At 69.1% G+C, this 16,846-nt stretch carries 19 protein-coding genes; 11 read left to right on the top strand and 8 right to left on the bottom strand.

Going from position 1 to position 16,846, the window contains the following annotated elements:
* Positions 1-157 precede the first annotated feature (157 nt).
* Positions 158-2,056, top strand: a complete 1,899-nt coding sequence (locus tag MSPGM_RS14610) for an AsmA family protein (RefSeq protein WP_261925689.1) — start codon at positions 158-160, stop codon at positions 2,054-2,056.
* Positions 2,057-2,094: 38 nt separating this feature from the next.
* On the opposite strand, the gene MSPGM_RS14605 is transcribed toward MSPGM_RS14610, so the two are convergent.
* Positions 2,095-3,351: a D-alanyl-D-alanine carboxypeptidase family protein gene (locus tag MSPGM_RS14605; RefSeq protein ID WP_003599492.1), complete on the bottom strand. Its 1,257-nt coding sequence runs from the start codon at positions 3,349-3,351 to the stop codon at positions 2,095-2,097.
* 169 nt (positions 3,352-3,520) lie between these two features.
* On the opposite strand from MSPGM_RS14605, the gene MSPGM_RS14600 reads away from it, so the two are divergent.
* From MSPGM_RS14600 to MSPGM_RS14575, 6 genes are all read left to right on the top strand, one after another.
* On the top strand, positions 3,521-3,910 hold the full coding sequence (locus MSPGM_RS14600) for a hypothetical protein (protein ID WP_261925688.1): 390 nt from the start codon (positions 3,521-3,523) through the stop codon (positions 3,908-3,910).
* A 95-nt stretch (positions 3,911-4,005) separates the two neighbouring features.
* Complete coding sequence (gene rnd / locus MSPGM_RS14595) at positions 4,006-5,160, top strand: ribonuclease D (protein WP_003599489.1); 1,155 nt, start codon at positions 4,006-4,008, stop codon at positions 5,158-5,160.
* Positions 5,161-5,321: 161 nt separating this feature from the next.
* A complete protein-coding gene (locus tag MSPGM_RS14590; protein WP_003599487.1) occupies positions 5,322-5,609 on the top strand; it encodes a hypothetical protein in 288 nt (95 codons plus the stop codon).
* A gap of 49 nt (positions 5,610-5,658) precedes the next feature.
* Positions 5,659-6,585, top strand: a complete 927-nt coding sequence (locus tag MSPGM_RS14585; RefSeq protein ID WP_003599485.1) for a DNA-3-methyladenine glycosylase family protein — start codon at positions 5,659-5,661, stop codon at positions 6,583-6,585.
* Positions 6,582-7,019: a GNAT family N-acetyltransferase gene (locus MSPGM_RS14580; protein WP_003599483.1), complete on the top strand. Its 438-nt coding sequence runs from the start codon at positions 6,582-6,584 to the stop codon at positions 7,017-7,019. The genes MSPGM_RS14585 and MSPGM_RS14580 overlap by 4 nt, the downstream gene beginning before the upstream one ends.
* Before the next feature lie 56 nt (positions 7,020-7,075).
* On the top strand, positions 7,076-7,294 hold the full coding sequence (locus MSPGM_RS14575; protein ID WP_003599481.1) for a hypothetical protein: 219 nt from the start codon (positions 7,076-7,078) through the stop codon (positions 7,292-7,294).
* Between the two features lie 15 nt (positions 7,295-7,309).
* On the opposite strand, the gene MSPGM_RS14570 is transcribed toward MSPGM_RS14575, so the two are convergent.
* The 3 genes from MSPGM_RS14570 to MSPGM_RS14560 all read right to left on the bottom strand — a co-directional run bounded on the left by MSPGM_RS14570 (position 7,310) and on the right by MSPGM_RS14560 (position 10,215).
* Entirely contained in the window at positions 7,310-8,224 is a 915-nt protein-coding gene (locus MSPGM_RS14570) for a metallophosphoesterase (protein WP_003599479.1), read from the bottom strand.
* Between the two features lie 37 nt (positions 8,225-8,261).
* Complete coding sequence (locus MSPGM_RS14565) at positions 8,262-8,477, bottom strand: hypothetical protein (protein WP_003599477.1); 216 nt, start codon at positions 8,475-8,477, stop codon at positions 8,262-8,264.
* Positions 8,478-8,823: 346 nt separating this feature from the next.
* Entirely contained in the window at positions 8,824-10,215 is a 1,392-nt protein-coding gene (locus tag MSPGM_RS14560; protein WP_003599476.1) for an aminotransferase, read from the bottom strand.
* Between the two features lie 122 nt (positions 10,216-10,337).
* Here MSPGM_RS14560 and MSPGM_RS14555 point away from each other — a divergent pair, with 122 nt between their 5' ends.
* Positions 10,338-10,877, top strand: a complete 540-nt coding sequence (locus MSPGM_RS14555; protein WP_003599474.1) for a hypothetical protein — start codon at positions 10,338-10,340, stop codon at positions 10,875-10,877.
* Between the two features lie 98 nt (positions 10,878-10,975).
* Here MSPGM_RS14555 and MSPGM_RS14550 read toward each other — a convergent pair whose 3' ends face one another.
* Together MSPGM_RS14550 and MSPGM_RS14545 are read right to left on the bottom strand one after the other, a co-directional pair.
* Positions 10,976-11,338, bottom strand: coding sequence for a hypothetical protein (locus MSPGM_RS14550; protein WP_003599472.1), 363 nt, complete (start codon positions 11,336-11,338; stop codon positions 10,976-10,978).
* Positions 11,339-11,797: 459 nt separating this feature from the next.
* The gene (locus MSPGM_RS14545; protein ID WP_003599470.1) at positions 11,798-12,601 is read right to left on the bottom strand and encodes a response regulator; all 804 of its coding nucleotides are present in this window, start codon (positions 12,599-12,601) and stop codon (positions 11,798-11,800) included.
* Between the two features lie 179 nt (positions 12,602-12,780).
* Here MSPGM_RS14545 and MSPGM_RS14540 point away from each other — a divergent pair, with 179 nt between their 5' ends.
* Positions 12,781-13,002 (top strand): NepR family anti-sigma factor, encoded by a 222-nt coding sequence (locus tag MSPGM_RS14540; protein ID WP_261925687.1) that lies wholly within the window; start codon positions 12,781-12,783, stop codon positions 13,000-13,002.
* Between the two features lie 78 nt (positions 13,003-13,080).
* Here the strand turns inward: MSPGM_RS14540 and MSPGM_RS14535 are convergent, their stop codons facing one another.
* Complete coding sequence (locus MSPGM_RS14535) at positions 13,081-13,257, bottom strand: DUF1328 domain-containing protein (RefSeq protein ID WP_003599466.1); 177 nt, start codon at positions 13,255-13,257, stop codon at positions 13,081-13,083.
* A gap of 699 nt (positions 13,258-13,956) precedes the next feature.
* Between MSPGM_RS14535 and MSPGM_RS14530 the strand changes: the two genes are divergently transcribed.
* The gene (locus tag MSPGM_RS14530; protein ID WP_003599463.1) at positions 13,957-14,988 is read left to right on the top strand and encodes a DUF2865 domain-containing protein; all 1,032 of its coding nucleotides are present in this window, start codon (positions 13,957-13,959) and stop codon (positions 14,986-14,988) included.
* Positions 14,989-15,067: 79 nt separating this feature from the next.
* Positions 15,068-16,000, top strand: a complete 933-nt coding sequence (locus MSPGM_RS14525) for an MBL fold metallo-hydrolase (RefSeq protein ID WP_003599461.1) — start codon at positions 15,068-15,070, stop codon at positions 15,998-16,000.
* A 19-nt stretch (positions 16,001-16,019) separates the two neighbouring features.
* Here MSPGM_RS14525 and MSPGM_RS14520 read toward each other — a convergent pair whose 3' ends face one another.
* Positions 16,020-16,799 (bottom strand): DUF1499 domain-containing protein, encoded by a 780-nt coding sequence (locus MSPGM_RS14520; protein WP_003599460.1) that lies wholly within the window; start codon positions 16,797-16,799, stop codon positions 16,020-16,022.
* Positions 16,800-16,846 lie beyond the last annotated feature (47 nt).

Genomic DNA, 16,846 nt, shown 5'->3' with positions numbered 1-16,846 from the left:
ATCGAAGCCCGGCCCACCCCATCCACTGCATTGCGGGCGGGTCTGACCCCGTTCGCGGGACAGGAGAACGGGAAACGGCTAAGGAGTCGGATCGCACGGCTCGCCACGCCGACGCGGTTCGGCCGAACCGATCCGCGTCGCCCGCCCACGGAGTGCAATGTCGCTGCGCCGCACCCTTTCCGCCCTCGCACTCGGACTCGTCGCTGCGGGGTTGGTGGCTGCCTGCCTGCCGTGGTCGATCGAGGCTCCCGGCACCGCCCGCTTCGTCAGCCGGGGCTTGCAGCAGGGCTGGGGCGTGGCGCTGGCGGCCCGGGGGCGCACGGAGGTCGTGCTGCTCCCCCTCCCCCGGATCGTGTTCGAGGATGTCCGCCTGACCGAGGGCGATGCCGCCGGGCCGGTGCTGGCCGCGGGCGGAAACCTGTCGCTTCAGCTCGGCCTCGCCGCGCTGCTCACCGGCCGAGTCGAGGTCGATTCCCTGACGCTCGACGGGTCGGAGCTGGTGCTGCCGCAGGAAGCGGGGGATCCCCGCTGGTCCGCGGCGGCCGAGCGCCTGACCCACAGCATCGCCGGTGCGAACGGCGACCGGCCCCGGCGGATCATCCTCGCCCGCTGCGCGCTCAAGGGCCGCGACCCGCGGGACGGGACGCTGCAGACGGCCCGCGACGTCGATCTCACGATCTCCTGGCCGGCCTGGAGCGAGAGCCTTGCGGTGAACGGGGGATTTCGCTGGAGCGACGGCAGCGCCCGGATCACGCTGACGGATCTGCGGCCCTACGCGCTCTTTTCCGGGGGTGAGAGCCCCTTCACCGCCGCCCTGACATGGCCAACGGGCTCCCTGAGCGCCCAGGGCAACGGCAGCCTGCGCGACGGCCTCAAGGCCTCGGGCACCGGCAGCCTCCAGACCCGATCCCTGCACAAGACGCTGGCCCTGACCGGCGGGGGTCTTGCCCTGTCGCCCTTCGTCGAGGATTTCGCCGTGGAGGGCAGCTTCGAGGCGGCCGCCGGTCAGATCCAGTTTCCGAGCGTCACCGTGCGCAGCGACGGGAACGTGCTCGAGGGGGCAGGCTCGGCCACCTTCGGCCCGAAGCGCAACGCGGTGCAGGCCACGCTCGCGGCCGAAAACCTCAACCTCTCGCCGCTGCTCGCCGGTCTCCTGCGCCTGACGGGCTTCGATCGTGCCGCCGACGACGCGGCCAGGCACAGCCGGTCCCTCGAGCTGCGTCCCTTCACCGGGGGCGACCTCGATCTGCGGATCTCCGCCGGCAATGCCCGGATCGGTCCGGTGCAGCTGACGGACCTCGCCTCCAGCGTTCTCGTGCGCGAGGACGGCATCGAGGCGTCGCTCGGCCGCGCCAACGTGCGCGGCGGTATGGTCAAGGGCCGGGTTTCCCTTGCCGCCGACGGGGGCGAGGCGGCCCCCACCCGCGTGAAGGCGCAGGGCAGTTTCGACGGGCTCGATCTCGGTGCCCTGCTCGACGATCTCGGCCAGTCCCGCTGGGTGCTCGGGGCGACGCGGGGCAGTCTCGCGCTGGAGGGAGCCGGCCACGATGTCGATGCCCTGGCCCGTTCCGTATCCGGCCGGGTCGCGCTGGAGAGTGCGGACGGTGCCCTGTCCGGGCTCGACCTCGCCGACGTGGTTCATCGCGGCGGCGCGGTGGCGCCGGGGGCGCTGGCCCGGCGCAACGGCCGGACGCCCTTCGAGCATGCCGCCGTGACCCTGTTGTTCGCCGACGGCGTCGGCGAGATCGTCGAGGGAAGGCTCGCCTCTCGCACCCTCGGCGCGTCCCTGAACGGGCGCGTCGCCCTGGCCGACCGGCGCTTCCAGGCGCAGGCCGAGATCCTGTCCCGGGCAACCGCCTCCGCCGACGGGGCGTCACCCCCCGCCACGCTGTTCGAGATCGCCGGTCCCTGGGATGCCGTGAGCGTTCGGGCCAGCGCCGGGCCGCGTCCCACCGGGGACGAGGCACGCCAGCGTGCCGCCCCAGATTCCTTCCAGCGGCCCGGCGCCGATCTACCGCTCGGCATCCGCGCCTACGTGCCGGCGACGGGGCCCTGACATCCGGACCGCGTAGGTCCGGGGTCAGGAAGACGATCTCAGGAGTTGCCGCTGGCCGTGCCGGCCGTGGACGTGTTGCCGGAGCCGTTGCCGCCCTTGGCCTTCTCGAAGGCGCGGCGGACGAGGTCTGTGCCGACTTCCATCGCCGCGTCGAGGGCCCGCTGCGACAGGGTGCCGGCCTCCACCGTCTCCCCGGCATAAACCGGCTGCTCCAGGGCGAGGCTGTCGCCGCGGGTGACGCGCAGGCGGCCGACCTCGCGGCCCTGCGCCACGGGGGCGACGAGCGGCCCCTGGTAGACCACCTTGGCGGTCACCCGATCCGAGGTGCCGCGCGGCAGCAGCAGGCGCACCGGCTTGTTGGCCACCACCGGCACGGAGCCCTTCTCGCCGCCGAAGACCGAGACCTCGGCAACCGTCTCGTTCGCGGCGAAGACCTGCCGCGGCTCGAAGGCGCGGAACCCCCATTCCATCATCTTGCGGGCTTCCGCCGCGCGATCACGCGCAGTCTTCAGGCCCGAGACCACCATGATCAGCCGCTGGCCGTTCTGCACCGCCGAACCGGTGAGCGCGTAGCCCGACTCTTCGAGGTAGCCGGTCTTCAGGCCGTCGGCGCCGATATCGAGGGTCAGGAGTGGGTTGCGGTTCTGCTGTTTGATCTTGTTCCAGGTGAATTCACGCTCGGAATAGATCTTGTAGAATTCGGGGTAGGTGTCGATGAGGTATTGGGCGATCCGCGCCATGTCGCGGGCGGTCACCTTCTGGTCGGGGGCCGAGTAGCCGGTCGCGTTGCGGAAGGTCGAGCGCGTCAGCCCGATCTCCTTGGCGCGCTGGTTCATCATCCCGGCGAAGGCGTCCTCGGTGCCCGCCATGTTCTCGGCGATGGTGATCGCCGCGTCGTTGCCCGACTGCACGATCAGGCCGCGCAGCAGGTCGGAGAGCTTGATGCGGCTGTTGACCTGCGCGAACATCGAGGAGCCGCCGCCGCCGGCCCCGCCGCGGCGCCATGCGTCCTCGGTCACCGTGAATTCGGTGTCCATGGAGAGGCGCCCCTCCTTGATAGCGCGGAACACGATTTCCGCCGTCATCAGCTTGGCCATGCTCGCCGGGGAGAACGGTTCGTCGGCCGCCTTCTCGAACAGCACCGAGCCGGAATCGGCATCGATCAGGATCGCGTGCGCGGCCGCCGTCTGGAACGTCTGGGCGCGCGCGGGCGCCGGATGAAGGAACGCACTGACGATTGCGGCCAGCATTCCCGCGAGCGCCCAGCGCGCCGCTCGGAACCGTCTCTCACACATCCTGGCCTCTCCCACGATCCCGTTCGCCGCCCGCCCCAGATCAAGCGTGACCTTAGCCCGGATACAATTCGATTTCGAAGGCAAAGTTCGATTCCGCGGCGCGTCATGACCGCGCCGAAGGGCCGTGCACATCCTTGTGGAAAACCAGGGGAAATCCCATATCAAGCCCATGGAATTTCGACGCTTTCACCCCAGTGACGCGCCCTCCTCCCGCTCCCGTCGCGCCCCTGCGCCGGCGTCGGACGATGGGGTGCAGGGCGAGTGGCGCACGCTGCCGCTCGAAGGCCGCTTCGAGGTCGTCTACGAGGACGCCCGCGGCGCCTGGACGACCCGCACGCTCGACGCGCGCGAGCTGAAGCTCGGGCCCGGCCGCACCCTGCTTGGCGGCACCGACCGGGCGCATGGGCTCTATCGCGGCCTGCGCGCCGACCGCATCCGACGGCTCATCGAGCCCGCCTCGGGCACGCGGATCGAAACCGGTATCCTGGATTGGCTGCTCGCCCGCGCCGAGGCGCAGCGGAAGGCTCGGAGCGTGCGCGTCCCCCGCCGGGCGGCGTGAAGGAGCGAAGTTTTCGTCGTGAAGCGCAATCGCGTGGGGACAAGAGGCCCCTCGTCGTCTCGCGGTGACGCGCGTCCTTCGGTATAGCCGGTTCTATGGAACTGATCTCCGCAACGCAGGCTCTGTCCGACGCCTGCACCCAATTCGCCGCGCAGCCGTTCGTGACCGTCGATACGGAGTTCATGCGCGAGACGACCTACTATCCGAAGCTCTGCCTGATTCAGATGGCCGGGCCCGACGGATTCGCCTGCCTCGTCGATCCGCTCGCGAAAGATCTCGATCTCAAGCCGTTCTTCGACCTGATGGCCGATGAGAGCACCGTGAAGGTGTTCCATTCGGCCCGGCAGGATCTGGAGATCATCTGGCTGCTCGGCGGGCTGCTGCCGCAGCCGTTCTTCGACACGCAGGTCGCGGCCATGGTCTGCGGCTACGGCGACTCGGTCTCCTACGAGCAGCTGGTCAACGATGTCGCCAAGGCGCGCATCGACAAGTCCTCCCGCTTCACCGACTGGTCGCGGCGCCCCCTGTCCGAGGCGCAGCTCGCCTACGCCCTGTCGGACGTCACCCATCTCGTGACGATCTATCAGGTGCTCGCGGCCGAACTGCTGAGCACCGACCGCGGCCTCTGGCTCGACGAGGAGATGGCGGTCCTCACCTCGCCGGAGACCTATCAGGCCGAGCCCGCCCAGGCGTGGCGCCGGCTCGCGGGGCGCATGCGCAAACCGCGCGAGATTGCCGTGCTGATGGAAGTGGCCGCGTGGCGCGAGGCGGAGGCCCAGAGCCGCAACGTCCCCCGCGGGCGCATCCTCAAGGACGAGGCGGTGATCGACATCGCCACTGCCGGCCCCCGCAGCGTCGAGGCCCTGGGGCGCCTGCGCACCATCCCGGCCGGCTTCGAGCGCTCGCGCACCGGCACCGAAATCCTCGCCGCGGTCGAGCGGGGTTTTGCCCGCGACCCCTCGCAGATCGCCGTGCCCGAGCGCAGCCGCTCCCGCGGTGGCGGCAACGGCGCGCTCATCGACCTTCTCAAGGTGCTGCTCAAGGCGGTGGCCGAAGCCGAAGGCGTGGCGCCCAAGATCATCGCCACCGTCGATGACCTCGAAGCGCTCGCCGAGGACGACGCGGCGGATGTGGCCGTGCTCCAGGGCTGGCGCCGCTCCCTGTTCGGCGACAAGGCTCTGGCGCTCAAGCACGGGCGCATGGCGCTCTCGGTCGAGCGCGGCCGGGTCACCGTGCGCGAACTGCCGTAGCCGTTCACCGTCGCGGCGGACGGCGCTCCTATGTCCCAATGCAGGCTGGGAGAAGCGGGGAACTGTCATTGCAGCATCTTGGCGTTGGAACGCGGGTGCCGTAGTTCGGGATTAAGTGGCAAATCGTTTTGCCTCTCATTCCCGGCTGCTGACCCCTCCCCATGTTCGAGCCGAACGAAGTCCTCCAGGTTCTGAGCGGACGCGGTGCCGTGTCCGCTCAGGGGATCGAGCCGGTCGCGGTCCGCTACAAGGTCGTCATCGAGCGCCGTAGCGGCATCGTCGTCGCCCATGGCAGCCTCACCGGCCGGCACGCGGCCCTGCACCCGCTCTGGATCACGCCGGATGCAACGCTTCACCTGAAGGATTCCCGGCGCCTGGCCGTGTCCCTCACCGACCTCGTGGGCGATACCGCGGAGTTCGAGAGCACCGAGCCGGTTGCGCCGGGCTGACGCCGGACCAACAGTGGGGCCGATTTCCTGCCACGCTCCCCACTGATCCATGACGTGCACCCCTTCGCCTGCGACCCGAGAGGACGGGACCCGCTTCACGCTGGCCTGCCCCCAGCCCTACGATTGGGCGCATCTCGAACGCTTCTTCGCCGACCATGCGAGCCCCGGCGTCGAAGCCGTGACGCCCGGGCGCTATGCCCGCACCTTCGCCCTCGACGGGCACCGCGGCACCCTCGCCGTCACGAATGAAGCGGACGCTCTGTCGGTCCGTATCCGCGGCCTCGGCTCGGACGACGACCACGAAAACATCCTCGCGCGGGTGCGGGGGATGTTCGATCTCGACGCCGACCCGCGGGCGATCGCCGCCGGACTTGGCCGCGATCCGTTCACCGCCGCCCTCGTGGGGCGCCGGCCGGGTCTGCGGATGCCGGGCGCCTTTGATGGGTTCGAACTGGCGGTCCGGGCGATCCTCGGCCAGCAGGTCTCGGTCGCGGCCGCGACGCGTCTCGCCGGCCGCCTCGTTGCGGGTTTCGGCACGCCCCTCGACGCGGAGACGTGCGGGAACGAGCCGGGTCTCACCCACCTGTTTCCGACGCCGGAGCAGCTTGTGGACGCCGAGATCTCGCTCGTGCTCAACATGCCCCGCGCCCGCGGCCGGGCGATCCAGGGGCTTGCCGCGGCAATGCTCGCCACGCCGGACTTGTTCGCGCCCGGCGGCGAACTCGACGCGACGGTTGCCCGGCTGAAGGCCCTGCCCGGGATCGGGGACTGGACCGCGCATTACGTCGCCATGCGCGCTCTGGTCCAAGCCGACGCCTTTCCGGCGGGGGATGTCGGGCTGATGCGTGCCCTCGATGCCGGCGACGGGCGGCCAAGCCGGCTGGCACTTCTCGACCGTGCGGTGGCTTGGCGGCCCTGGCGGGCCTATGCCGCGATCCATCTCTGGGCCGAGGACGCCGCGCGGAGGATGCCATGACGATCCGTGATCCCGCCGCTGCCGACGAGGCCGGATGGCGCCGACTCTGGGCCGGCTACCTCGCCTTCTACGGTGAGACCCTACCGGAGGCGGTCACCGCCGCGACCTGGGCGCGCATTCTCGATCCGGCCTCGCCGGTCTTCGCACGGCTGGCGGAGCGGGACGGGTCGCTCGTCGGCATGACGGTCAACGTCCTGCACGAGGGGACGTGGAGTACGACGCCGGTCTGCTACCTGGAGGATCTGTTCGTCGCGCCCGAGGCGCGCGGCGGCGGGATCGGCCGGGCGCTGATCGCCGACCTCGTCGAGCGGGGCAAGGCGCGGGGCTGGTCGCGGCTCTACTGGCATACGAGGGCCGGGAACGCGCAGGCTCGGCGGCTCTATGAGCGCTTTGTCGCCGCCGACGACTTCTGCCGCTACCGCCTCGTCCTGTAGGTGTTAACGCCGCGTTTACCATGATCGCGTCACGGTTGGGCTCAGCGGAGAGAGCGATGAACCGACGAGTCGGCCGTACTTTCGATGTCCTCAGCGAGGCGCAACTCGTCGCCGGGCGCACGGTCGCCCGCCGAGTCGCACCGGACGCGCTGGCGCCCCATGCCGGGCCTCGGCCGATCGCCCAGCTTCTCGACACCATCCAGCACGTCGCGGAAGCCGCGACCGGGGAGCGCAGCTTCCTGCATGTCGGCGCGGCGCCGCGTCGGAAGGGCTGAGGGGCGCGCAAGCCCTCAGGCCGCGGGTGGTTCGCCGCCGAGTTCGATCAGGACGATTTCCGGCGGTACCCCGACGCGGATGCCGAGTTGGCTGACGCCGAGGCCGCCGGAGATGATGAGGTGGCGCCCGTCCTCGACCACATGGCCGTAGGCGAAGCGCTGGCCGTAGCGGGAAGGCAGCACCGGCGAGTAGCCCCACACGCGGATCTGGCCGCCATGGGTGTGGCCCGAGAGCGTGAGAGAGACGCGGGAGGGCACGTTCACGAAGATGTCGGGCTCGTGCGCCATCAGGATCACCGGCGCCGCATCCGTCACCTGTGCCAGCGTGGCCGGAAGGTCGGCGAGGCTCTGACGGCTGCCGAGCGGGCGGAACGGCTCCTGATCCGCGAGTCCGGCGATCCAGAACGGCCGGCCGTCATGTGTCAGACGAATCGCGTCGTTCTCCAGCACCGGGATGCCGCGCGCTTCGAGCAGCCGCCGGATTTCGACGGGGCCCTTGCCCGCACGCATCGCCTTGGGATCGTCCCACCAATCGTGGTTGCCGAGGACGGCGTAGGTGCCGAGCGGTGCGCGTAGGCCCTCGGCCACCCGCGCGAAATCGGACAACGGCACTCGGTGCCAGGTCACCTTTCGGCCGGCCGGGTAATCGCCGAGCAGGAGGATCAGGTCGGGGGCGAGCGCGTTCGTCGCCGCCACGATTTCTGCCACCCGGTCGAGCGGCATATAGGGCTCGCAGACATGGATGTCGGCGAGCACCGCGATGCGCAGCCGGTGTCCGGGGGCCCAACCCGGCGGCGTCAGGCCGTAGCGGGTCAGCGCGAGCCGGAACCGCGGTTCGACGATGAAGGCGTAGGCGCCCCCGGAGCTGAGGGTCAGCGCCGAGGCGCCGAATCCGCCGAGAACCTGCCTGCGGGTCGGGAGAATGAGCATGCCGCCAGAGCCGATGGCGTGGCGGCAGCGTCAAGCCTCAATCGACGGGCTCGTCCTCGTGAACGACGCGGACGGCGTTCCGGGCCTCAGCCTTGGCGCGGGCCGCTTTCATGGCAGCGCTGCTGACATGGACCGCGGCGGCAAGCGCCGGCAGAGCGACGGGGCGGAAATTCTCGCGATCCCCGGCCACGGTTACCGGGCGGGCGATGCCCGGCTCGGCCGCGAAGGTCGGGGTTCGGCTGGGGGCGTACATGGATCCTGTCCTGTTTGCGCGTCGGGACGGCCGGTTGGCGACCGCGTCGGCTTGATCGTTGGCCTCGCGAACATGGCGAGGACGACCCTTCAACACCCCGCTCGTGGCGAGATTGCGAAGATGCCGTCCGCCCTTTGATCGACCCAACTACATGAACGGCAGCTTAAGACTTCGGCTGAGCCTGAATTTCGCGCACGGCGACAAATCGGGCACGGCCTATGGTCGCTTTTCGGCCACGCGATAGTGCATTGCAACGTGGCCCATCTTGCAACGCCCTCAGTCGATTTACACCGGAAGAGCCGGTGACTTGAACCGCCGTCCCGATACGCCGCTCATGATATGAGGCTTATGGGGCGGGCATCGGTTCCAAACCCTCCTTCGCGATCCAGGCTGCGGTGCGATCCAGGGCGCGGGTCAGGCGTTCGAACAAGGTGTCGATTTCGTCGGGCTCGATCACCAGCGGCGGGCAGACGGCGATGCGGTCGCCGGCCAGGAAGCGCACGATCAGCCCCTCGTCCTGCGCGAAGGCGACGCAGCGCGCCGCCACTGCCGCCTTCGGCTCGAACTGACGCTTCGAGGGCTTGTCGGCCACGATCTCGATGCCGCCGATCAGCCCCATGCCCCGCGCCTCGCCGACGAGGGGATGGTCGGCCAGTCGCGCCAGCGCCGCCTGGAAATGCGGCGCACGCTCCCCGGCCCGCTCGACAATACGGTCGCGCCGGTAGATGTGCAGCGTGCGGTTGGCCACGGCGCAGGCGACGGGATGCCCGGAATAGGTGGTGCCGTGGCCGAAGCCGCCGAGCTTGACGCTCTCGTCGAGCATCGCCCGGTAGAGCGGCTCGTCGATGCTGATGCCGCCGAGCGGAAGATAGCCGGAGGTCAGCGCCTTGGCGAAAGAGAGGGTGTTCGGGCGCATGCCGAGCGCCTCGCTGCCGAACCACGTGCCGAGCCGGCCGAAGCCGCAGATCACCTCGTCGGCGACGAGGCGCACGTCGTAGCGGTCGAGCACCGCCTGGATCGCCGGGAAATAGCCGGCCGGCGGCACGATGGCCCCACCCGCTCCCATCACTGGCTCGGCGAAGAAGGCGGCCACGGTGTCGGGATCCTCGGCCAGGATCTGCGCCTCAAGTTCCGCCGCGAGACGCTGCGAATAGGCTTCCTCGGTCTCGCCCGCCTCGGCGCCGCGGTATTGGTGCGGGCAGGCGGTGTGGAGGAAGCCGTCGATCGGCAGGTCCCAGTCGGCGTGGTTGGCAGGAAGGCCGGTGAGCGAAGCGGTCGCCACGGTGACGCCGTGATAGCCCTTCCTGCGGGCGATGATCTTCTTCTTGCGCGGGCGCCCCAGCGCGTTGTTCATGTACCAGAGAAGCTTGACCTGTGCGTCGTTGGCCTCGGAGCCCGAAGACGTGAAGAAGATCTTCGAGGTCGGGACCGGCATCAGCTCCTTGAGCGTCTCGGCCAGCTCGATCGCCGGATCGTGGCTGCGGCCCGAGAACAGGTGGGCGAAGGGCAGCCGGCCCATCTGCTCGGCCGCGGCCTCGACCAATTCCTCGTTGCCGTAGCCCAGGGCCGTGCACCACAGCCCGGCCATGCCCTCAAGATACGGGCGTCCGTCCGTGTCGTAGACCCAGACGCCGTGGCCTCGCTCCAGCACTAGCGGGCCGGTCTCCCGGAAGGTGGAAAGATTGGTATAGGGGTGGATCAGGGTCTCGACGTCGCGGGCGGCGATGTTCGACAGCATGATGCGGCAGCCGGAAGTCTTCGCCGACGGGGCGCGCCGGCAACCTCGCCACACTAACGGCCGCAATCTCCCTCAGGAAGGCGCCGTTCGCCTCATCGATTGACACAACCGACCCGCTCGCGATGCTCGATCCGGCCACCATCGTCGCCGTGCCCGCTCCGGGCCGCGCCTGCGGCCCGTGCACCTTGTGCTGCAAGGTCTACGACGTGCCCGCCGTCGAGAGCCCGGCAGGGCGGTGGTGCCGGCATGTCCGCTCCGGCGGCGGCTGCGGCATCCATGCCGAGCGGCCCGACCATTGCCGGGCCTTCCATTGCCTCTGGATGACGGAAACCTGGATCGGCCCCGAATGGCGTCCGGACCGGGCCAAGATGGTGCTCAGCCTCGACCCCGTGACCCGCTTCCTCAACGTGCAGGTCGATCCCGGTCAGGCGGGAGCCTGGAAGCGCGCGCCGTATCACGACCAATTGCGGCGCTGGGCTGCGGCTTCGCTGCCGCTGCAGCGCTACGTGCTCGTCCACGTCAACAAGGTGACGACGGTCGTCCTGCCGGATCGGGACGTGGCCCTCGGCACCTTCGGGCCCGGCGACCGGTTGGTCGGCCGCGAACGCATGACGCCGGCGGGGATGACCGCCGACGTGGAAAAAGTCTCGCAGCTGACTTGAAGCGGTCCGTTGCTCAAGCACGCGAACTTACAGCGCCCCGAAATCTCGATGCCGTCGCGGCGTGGACCGGTCCGGCATGTCCGTTCCGTGCGGATCCGTCAGGTCATGCAGCGGCCGGGGACCATGCGGCGCGCCTCCGGCCCGACGAGCGAGCTGAGCGGCGCCTCGCAGCCTTCCCGTGTCAGGCGACGGGGCTTGGCCGGCAACTCTTCCTGAGCGGAGCGGGTCGGCATTGACTCCGAACGGGTGGACGGGCGGGGCGCCGTCGCCACATGGATCGGGGTCAGAGCGGTGGAATAGGGACGCATGCCCGGAAGCGGCGTGGCCGGCGCCTCGTAGGCGACGCGCGGAGCCGTCGGGGCTCCCATCGCATCGGCTTCCTGCCGGACGACCGGCAGAAGCAGCAGGGTCATGATCGCAGCGGGAACACTCACACCGAGGGCGAAGCCGGTCCGAAGCATCTTTGCGATCTCCGATGGGAGCTTGACAGGTTGTCATCACAACGCTGCTTTCAGATCTTCGGTTCCTTCACTGTCCCGCTTCGGATCACATCAGTATTTTGATCTTCATCGGCCCATCCGCTCCCGCAATGCAGCGGATGGGTGGAGAGGGCGAGCGCCGGAGGGTCGTGATAAAAAAGCACCTGTGGATGAAAAATCTGCGGGGTCCAGAGCCAATTTCGGAACCTGGCCAATGGTCATTCGTTAGAGAATCACCCGGCCACTCTGGTCCTCCCCGCATTCCCCTTGTGCATCGGCCGGAACCTTTTCACGGGTCGGACAATGGTCCGGCCCGTTTTTTCTTGCGCGTTTACATCGAGCCGACCGCCCGCGGATATGCTCGCCGCGGCGCTCGTCGCGCACGAAAAAAGGCGCCAGCCTCTCGGCCGGCGCCCTCGGTTGCTGTTCTGAAGTTTTAGCTCAGGCGTTGTGCGCCTCGCGGCGGCGCGCGCTCTGCTGGAAGAACAAAGCCTGGCTGATGACGGCCGACACGTTGGCGGGCTGGAACGGCTTGGCGATGAGGAAGGCCGGCTCGGGGCGCTCGCCCGTGAGGAAGCGCTCGGGATAGGCCGTGATGAAGATCACCGGCACCTCGAAGGTCTTCAGCAGGTCATTGACCGCATCCAGGCCCGACGAGCCATCGGCGAGCTGAATGTCGGCGAGGATCAGGCCGGGGCGCTTGCTCTCGGAGGCGATCTTGACCGCTTCGGTGCGGGTGCGGGCCACGCCGATGACGTTGTGGCCGAGGCCTTCGACCAGGGCTTCCAGATCCATGGCGATCAGCGGCTCGTCCTCGATGATGAGGATTTCCGTGGCCATGTCGGCGGCGAGCTCGCGGCCCGCCTCGTCCACGAGATCGCGCACCTTGGACACGTCCACATCGAGGATCACGCCCGCATCCTCCTCCGAAAAGCCTTCGAGGCACGAGAGCAGGAACGCCTGCCGGGGAAGCGGCGTGATCTGGCCGAGCCGAACTTCGGCCGGCAAATCGTGCTGCACCTGATCGCTGTGGCCGTTCACGGAAAGCGAATTCCAGATCCGCGTGAAGACGCGGAAGAGGTCGGCCTTGACGTTCGTGCTGCGGCCGAGGGTCTCGGGCTCGTTGACCAGCGTCTCGAGGGTAGCCGCGACGTAGGCATCGCCCGCCACCTGACTGCCCGTGAGCGCGCGCGCATAACGGCGCAGATACGGAAGGTGCTGCACGACCAGTTGTGCTGTGGACATGAGTTCCCCTGAGCCTCTTCGCTCTTCGTTTGTCGCTGCGCCCCTAACGCGGGGGCTCGACGTCCGTTCCTGGCCCATGCGGAACCCTAACCGCATGTCGGCGTTGCTGCTGCAGCCATGACTCATGTCAAGCTGCAAGACAATCGCGGCAGATGTGGCGCCAAGGGGATCTTGAACGCATGAATGAGAACGAGCCGGCCGGCGCGTTCCCTTCCGGGGACCGGCCCACTCGAGGGCGTGGCGGCAATGGTTTGAATGACCAGACGCAGAGGCGCATCGGAAGCCATCTGCGCACCCTCTACGATTCCGTCGTGCAGCAGCCGATTCCAGATCGCTTTCGCGATCTGATCGCACGTCTTGAGGACGAACCCGCCAATCCGGACGATCCGGCGAGCGTCTGATCGGTCATCTTTGTTTTCGTCAGTGGTGCGAGCCGCTCCCGCAGCCGGGTGCGGCTCGTTTGTCGTAGTCGCGGACGGCTACAAGGTCGGCGAACGACCGCGCATCAGGCCGATCACGGCCGAGATCGCGAACAGGACGATCGCAACGAAGAAGACGAGCTTTGCGGCCTCCATGGCCGTACCGGCGATGCCGCCGAAGCCCAGCAGGGCCGCGACGAGGGCAACCACCAGGAACGTTACAGCCCAACCGAGCATGTCGAACTTCCTTCCAAAGAACTGGCGCGGCCCGTGCCGCAGCCTCTTGGAAGCAATAACGCCAAGTTTTCGCCGCAGGTTCCTTTTGCGTTTCCAACGCTGTGAACACTTTTTTACCGGGTGCCTGCGACCGTGCTACGCCCCTGGAACCGACTGGCAAATTCGGCAGTTCGTCACCATCTCACCCCTAGACGATCAGACGACAATCAGACTTGATGATGTGAAGGAGGCCCCCAGCGTGCCCGCACAGAAAAAGACCCTCGTCCCCGGTATCGCTCAAGCGAAAGCCGTTCTGGAGGCCGCTGCACGGCTCGTTTCGGCGCTCTCACCGCAGCCGGTTCTCCAGCCCATTCCCGTTCGCGTGAAGTCTGTTCACCGCCGCTGAACGGCAGGTTTTCATCGACCCGAATGCTGTCGATCCAAGCGCCGTCCCACCGGGCGGCGCTTTTTTCACGCCATTAGGTTGTCCACAGAGGCGGTGCCGGTCGATTGGCGGCGTCGTTCGCCCTACGGATCGAAAGAGGGTGCCGCCGCAAGGCTTTGCGGTCTGGCGAATTTTCAGCCGGCGAATGCCGCCGTTCCTGCGTGGTTTGCCGACATTGTCCTCCCCGCAAGCAGCCGACTAGCTGGATCTCGGGCGAAACGCCGGGCCGGTCTCGTCTTCGTGGCGAACGCGCCAGATCGACGGGGGCGGCAACGATGGGGTTCGGCAAGCGTGCGCCCGGCGCATGGGTGGACAAGAGCAGTGCCGGCACAGCACGGGTGCAGCCACGCCGCAGTCTCATCGACACCGCGCTGGTAGGCCTGCTGATCGGCTTTGGGACGATCAGCGCGACGACGATGGTGCGGGCCTCGGAGCGTGGTCTGCTCGACGGGCTGTTCGAGACGATGTTCGGGGCGGCGAGCCCCGCGCCGGCGACGATCGCAAAGCCGGCGCCGAAGGCACCCCGGCGCTACGCGTCGCTCCCCGATCCACGGCGCATCGCCGGACATCGCTTCGTGCAGCGGACGCCGCGCCTGGATGCGCGTTCGACGCCCATTCGCACCCGAGCGAGGGCGGCCTCTCCGGCCTCCTTCGCCGCAGGGACGCGGACCGTCTGCATGCGCCGTTGCGACGGCTACGTCTTCCCCCTCGGCCGCCTGCATGCGCGGGCCGATCTCCCTGTTCACGCGGCGGCCTGCGCCGCAGCCTGTCCCAATGCACCGACCGAGTTGCTCACCCTGGCGCCGGGGCGGGCCGAACTCGAGCGGTCCGTTGCCCTCGACGGCCGGCCCTATCTGCGTGCCGCCACGGCTAACCTCTATCGCCGCACCCGCGTCGAGAACTGCTCCTGTCAGCCGCCGGGTGCCACGGCGCTGTTGATGCCGTTGGCCGAGGACCGAACGCTGCGCCCCGGCGACGTCGTCGCGTCGGAGGAGGGAGCGGATCTCGTCGCGGGTCTCTCCCGCGCAGGGCCCGCGCTCGTTGATTACCGCGTCGCCACCTTGAGCCGGCACCATCGCAACGCCATTGAGGATCGCGTCGGCGCCCTGCGCCGCGATGCGGCGAAAGTGGCGTTCCGTGAGGCTCTAGCCGCGAAGGGGCACGGCTCGCGGCGCCTCCGGGTCGCCGAAGCGCAAATCCCAACGCTACCGGCTGACGGGGCTTCCGCCGGTTTCGCGCCGGTCGTTTCCCGCGGCGAAGGGTTCGCGGCGGTCCGCGTCGTGTCACCGTCGCCGTTCGGGCATTGATCGCCGGGCTCGACGAGTTGGCGAAAGCGCCGGGCTGTCGTAGGCGGGCGGCATCCTCGTCGTATCGAAGCCGTCGTCTATGAGTGAATCGTCCGCGGACGCGCAGGCCCCCTCCCCTGGTTTCGAGAGCACGTTGCCCGTCTCGGGGCGGACGGAGGCTCTCAGCCCCCTCGTGCGGCGGCGGATCTGTCCCAATGGCGGCCCGTTCACCGCAAGCGGAACCTGCTCCTACATCGTCGGGCGCGGCCGGGTCGCGGTGATCGATCCGGGGCCGGCGGATGCTGGGCATGTCGAGGGCTTGCTCGCCTCGCTCGACGGCGAGGAGGTGGCGGCGATCGTCGTCACGCACACCCACCGCGATCATTCTCCGGGTGCGCGTCTGCTACAGGCGCGGACCGGCGCACCGATCGTCGGCTGCGGCCCGCACCGGGCCGCACGGCAGCTCGCCGAGAACGAGCTACCCATCCTCGATGCCAGCGCCGACCGCGAGCATCGGCCCGACCGGGAATTGGCGGATGGGGAGAGCCTGACCGGCGAGGGCTGGACGCTGACCGCCGTCGCGACGCCCGGCCACACCATGAACCACCTCGCCTTCGCCCTGCCCGAGGAGAACGTGCTGTTCTCCGGCGATCACGTCATGGCGTGGTCGACCTCGATCGTCGCGCCGCCCGACGGGTCGATGCGGGCCTACATGGAATCGCTGGAGCGGCTGCGGGAGCGGGACGAGACGCTGTACTGGCCGGGACATGGCGGGCCCGTGCGCGATCCGCGCCGTTTCGTGCGCGGCCTCGCCGCCCACCGCCGCCAGCGTGAGGCAGCGATCCGCGCCCGGCTGGCCGCGGGCGATCGCGACATCGCAACCATCGTCGGCACTGTCTACCAGGGGCTCGCACCGCATCTGCGGGGGGCGGCGGCCCTCTCGGTCTTCGCCCATCTCGAGGATCTGGTGGAGCGGGGCCTCGCGGTCACCGACGGCCCGCCCCTGCTCGACGGAACGTTCCGCCTCGCCTGAACCCCGATTCTTCGAAGCGCTACTTCAGGGCGATGGCGAGGTTGGCGACCTCGTCGAGATAGGAGCGGATGCGGTCGGCATTGTCGCCGAAGTCGCGGTCGCCGATCCGGGAGGCCGAACGCACGTCGATGCGCGCGCCGTCGGCCCGCGGATGCACCCGCACGGTGATGTCGGCGGGCAGATTCAGGATCCGGGTGCGGGCCACCGCCTCGATGCGGCCGTTGCCGATCCGCCCGCCGGGCCGGATCGCCTCGACGATCTGCCACTTGCGGTTCACCGCCGCCTTGCGGGCGAGTTCGAAGGCTTCGTCGGCCTCCACGTCGAGGGTGAGGGGCGCGATCTGCGGATAGGCCGCCCGCTGTGCCTCTCGGGCCGCCGGGCCGGGTTCGGTCGGGTAGCGGCCTTCGCGGGCGGCGAAGGCAAGGCGCGAGCGTGAGAAGGCGGGCGGGCGCTCGGTATCCGTCGTCACATCGGTGAGCGCCGGCAGGCGCACGCCTTTGAGCGCAGCATAGGCCGGGTAGGCCAGGACCAGGCTCGCTACGAACAGGCCGCCGACGGCGGCACCGAGCCCGCCCGCGCCTTCCCGCCAGACCCGTGCCATCGCGAACAGGGCGAGCGCCACCGCGATGACGGAGAGCGCGACCCCGCTTCCCAGCACGGCAAGGGCCGCTGACGGCTCTGCCGAAGGGCTGCGCACGATCAGCACCGCCATGCCGGTCACGATCAGGGAGAACAGCGCGAGCGTTCGCGCGTAGCGGCCGGCCCGGGTCACCGGTTCATCGAGAAGCTGACGGCGCATGGCCCCGGAAACGAATGAGTTGGCGAAGAAGACGAGGATAACCTGTC

The organism is Methylorubrum sp. GM97, assembly GCF_024347855.1.
Taxonomy (GTDB): domain Bacteria; phylum Pseudomonadota; class Alphaproteobacteria; order Rhizobiales; family Beijerinckiaceae; genus Methylobacterium; species Methylobacterium extorquens.
This window is presented reverse-complemented; position numbering and strand designations above follow the sequence as displayed.

What these genes read in the sequence shown, in the direction of transcription:
- MSPGM_RS14610 (WP_261925689.1), top strand. Translation starts at nt 158, where the DNA reads ATGTCGCTGCGCCGCACCCTTTCCGCCCTCGCACTCGGACTCGTCGCT.
- MSPGM_RS14605 (WP_003599492.1), bottom strand. Translation starts at nt 3,351, where the DNA reads ATGTGTGAGAGACGGTTCCGAGCGGCGCGCTGGGCGCTCGCGGGAATG.
- MSPGM_RS14600 (WP_261925688.1), top strand. Translation starts at nt 3,521, where the DNA reads ATGGAATTTCGACGCTTTCACCCCAGTGACGCGCCCTCCTCCCGCTCC.
- rnd (WP_003599489.1), top strand. Translation starts at nt 4,006, where the DNA reads ATGGAACTGATCTCCGCAACGCAGGCTCTGTCCGACGCCTGCACCCAA.
- MSPGM_RS14590 (WP_003599487.1), top strand. Translation starts at nt 5,322, where the DNA reads ATGTTCGAGCCGAACGAAGTCCTCCAGGTTCTGAGCGGACGCGGTGCC.
- MSPGM_RS14585 (WP_003599485.1), top strand. Translation starts at nt 5,659, where the DNA reads ATGACGTGCACCCCTTCGCCTGCGACCCGAGAGGACGGGACCCGCTTC.
- MSPGM_RS14580 (WP_003599483.1), top strand. Translation starts at nt 6,582, where the DNA reads ATGACGATCCGTGATCCCGCCGCTGCCGACGAGGCCGGATGGCGCCGA.
- MSPGM_RS14575 (WP_003599481.1), top strand. Translation starts at nt 7,076, where the DNA reads ATGAACCGACGAGTCGGCCGTACTTTCGATGTCCTCAGCGAGGCGCAA.
- MSPGM_RS14570 (WP_003599479.1), bottom strand. Translation starts at nt 8,224, where the DNA reads ATGCTCATTCTCCCGACCCGCAGGCAGGTTCTCGGCGGATTCGGCGCC.
- MSPGM_RS14565 (WP_003599477.1), bottom strand. Translation starts at nt 8,477, where the DNA reads ATGTACGCCCCCAGCCGAACCCCGACCTTCGCGGCCGAGCCGGGCATC.
- MSPGM_RS14560 (WP_003599476.1), bottom strand. Translation starts at nt 10,215, where the DNA reads ATGCTGTCGAACATCGCCGCCCGCGACGTCGAGACCCTGATCCACCCC.
- MSPGM_RS14555 (WP_003599474.1), top strand. Translation starts at nt 10,338, where the DNA reads ATGCTCGATCCGGCCACCATCGTCGCCGTGCCCGCTCCGGGCCGCGCC.
- MSPGM_RS14550 (WP_003599472.1), bottom strand. Translation starts at nt 11,338, where the DNA reads ATGCTTCGGACCGGCTTCGCCCTCGGTGTGAGTGTTCCCGCTGCGATC.
- MSPGM_RS14545 (WP_003599470.1), bottom strand. Translation starts at nt 12,601, where the DNA reads ATGTCCACAGCACAACTGGTCGTGCAGCACCTTCCGTATCTGCGCCGT.
- MSPGM_RS14540 (WP_261925687.1), top strand. Translation starts at nt 12,781, where the DNA reads ATGAATGAGAACGAGCCGGCCGGCGCGTTCCCTTCCGGGGACCGGCCC.
- MSPGM_RS14535 (WP_003599466.1), bottom strand. Translation starts at nt 13,257, where the DNA reads ATGCTCGGTTGGGCTGTAACGTTCCTGGTGGTTGCCCTCGTCGCGGCC.
- MSPGM_RS14530 (WP_003599463.1), top strand. Translation starts at nt 13,957, where the DNA reads ATGGGGTTCGGCAAGCGTGCGCCCGGCGCATGGGTGGACAAGAGCAGT.
- MSPGM_RS14525 (WP_003599461.1), top strand. Translation starts at nt 15,068, where the DNA reads ATGAGTGAATCGTCCGCGGACGCGCAGGCCCCCTCCCCTGGTTTCGAG.
- MSPGM_RS14520 (WP_003599460.1), bottom strand. Translation starts at nt 16,799, where the DNA reads ATGCGCCGTCAGCTTCTCGATGAACCGGTGACCCGGGCCGGCCGCTAC.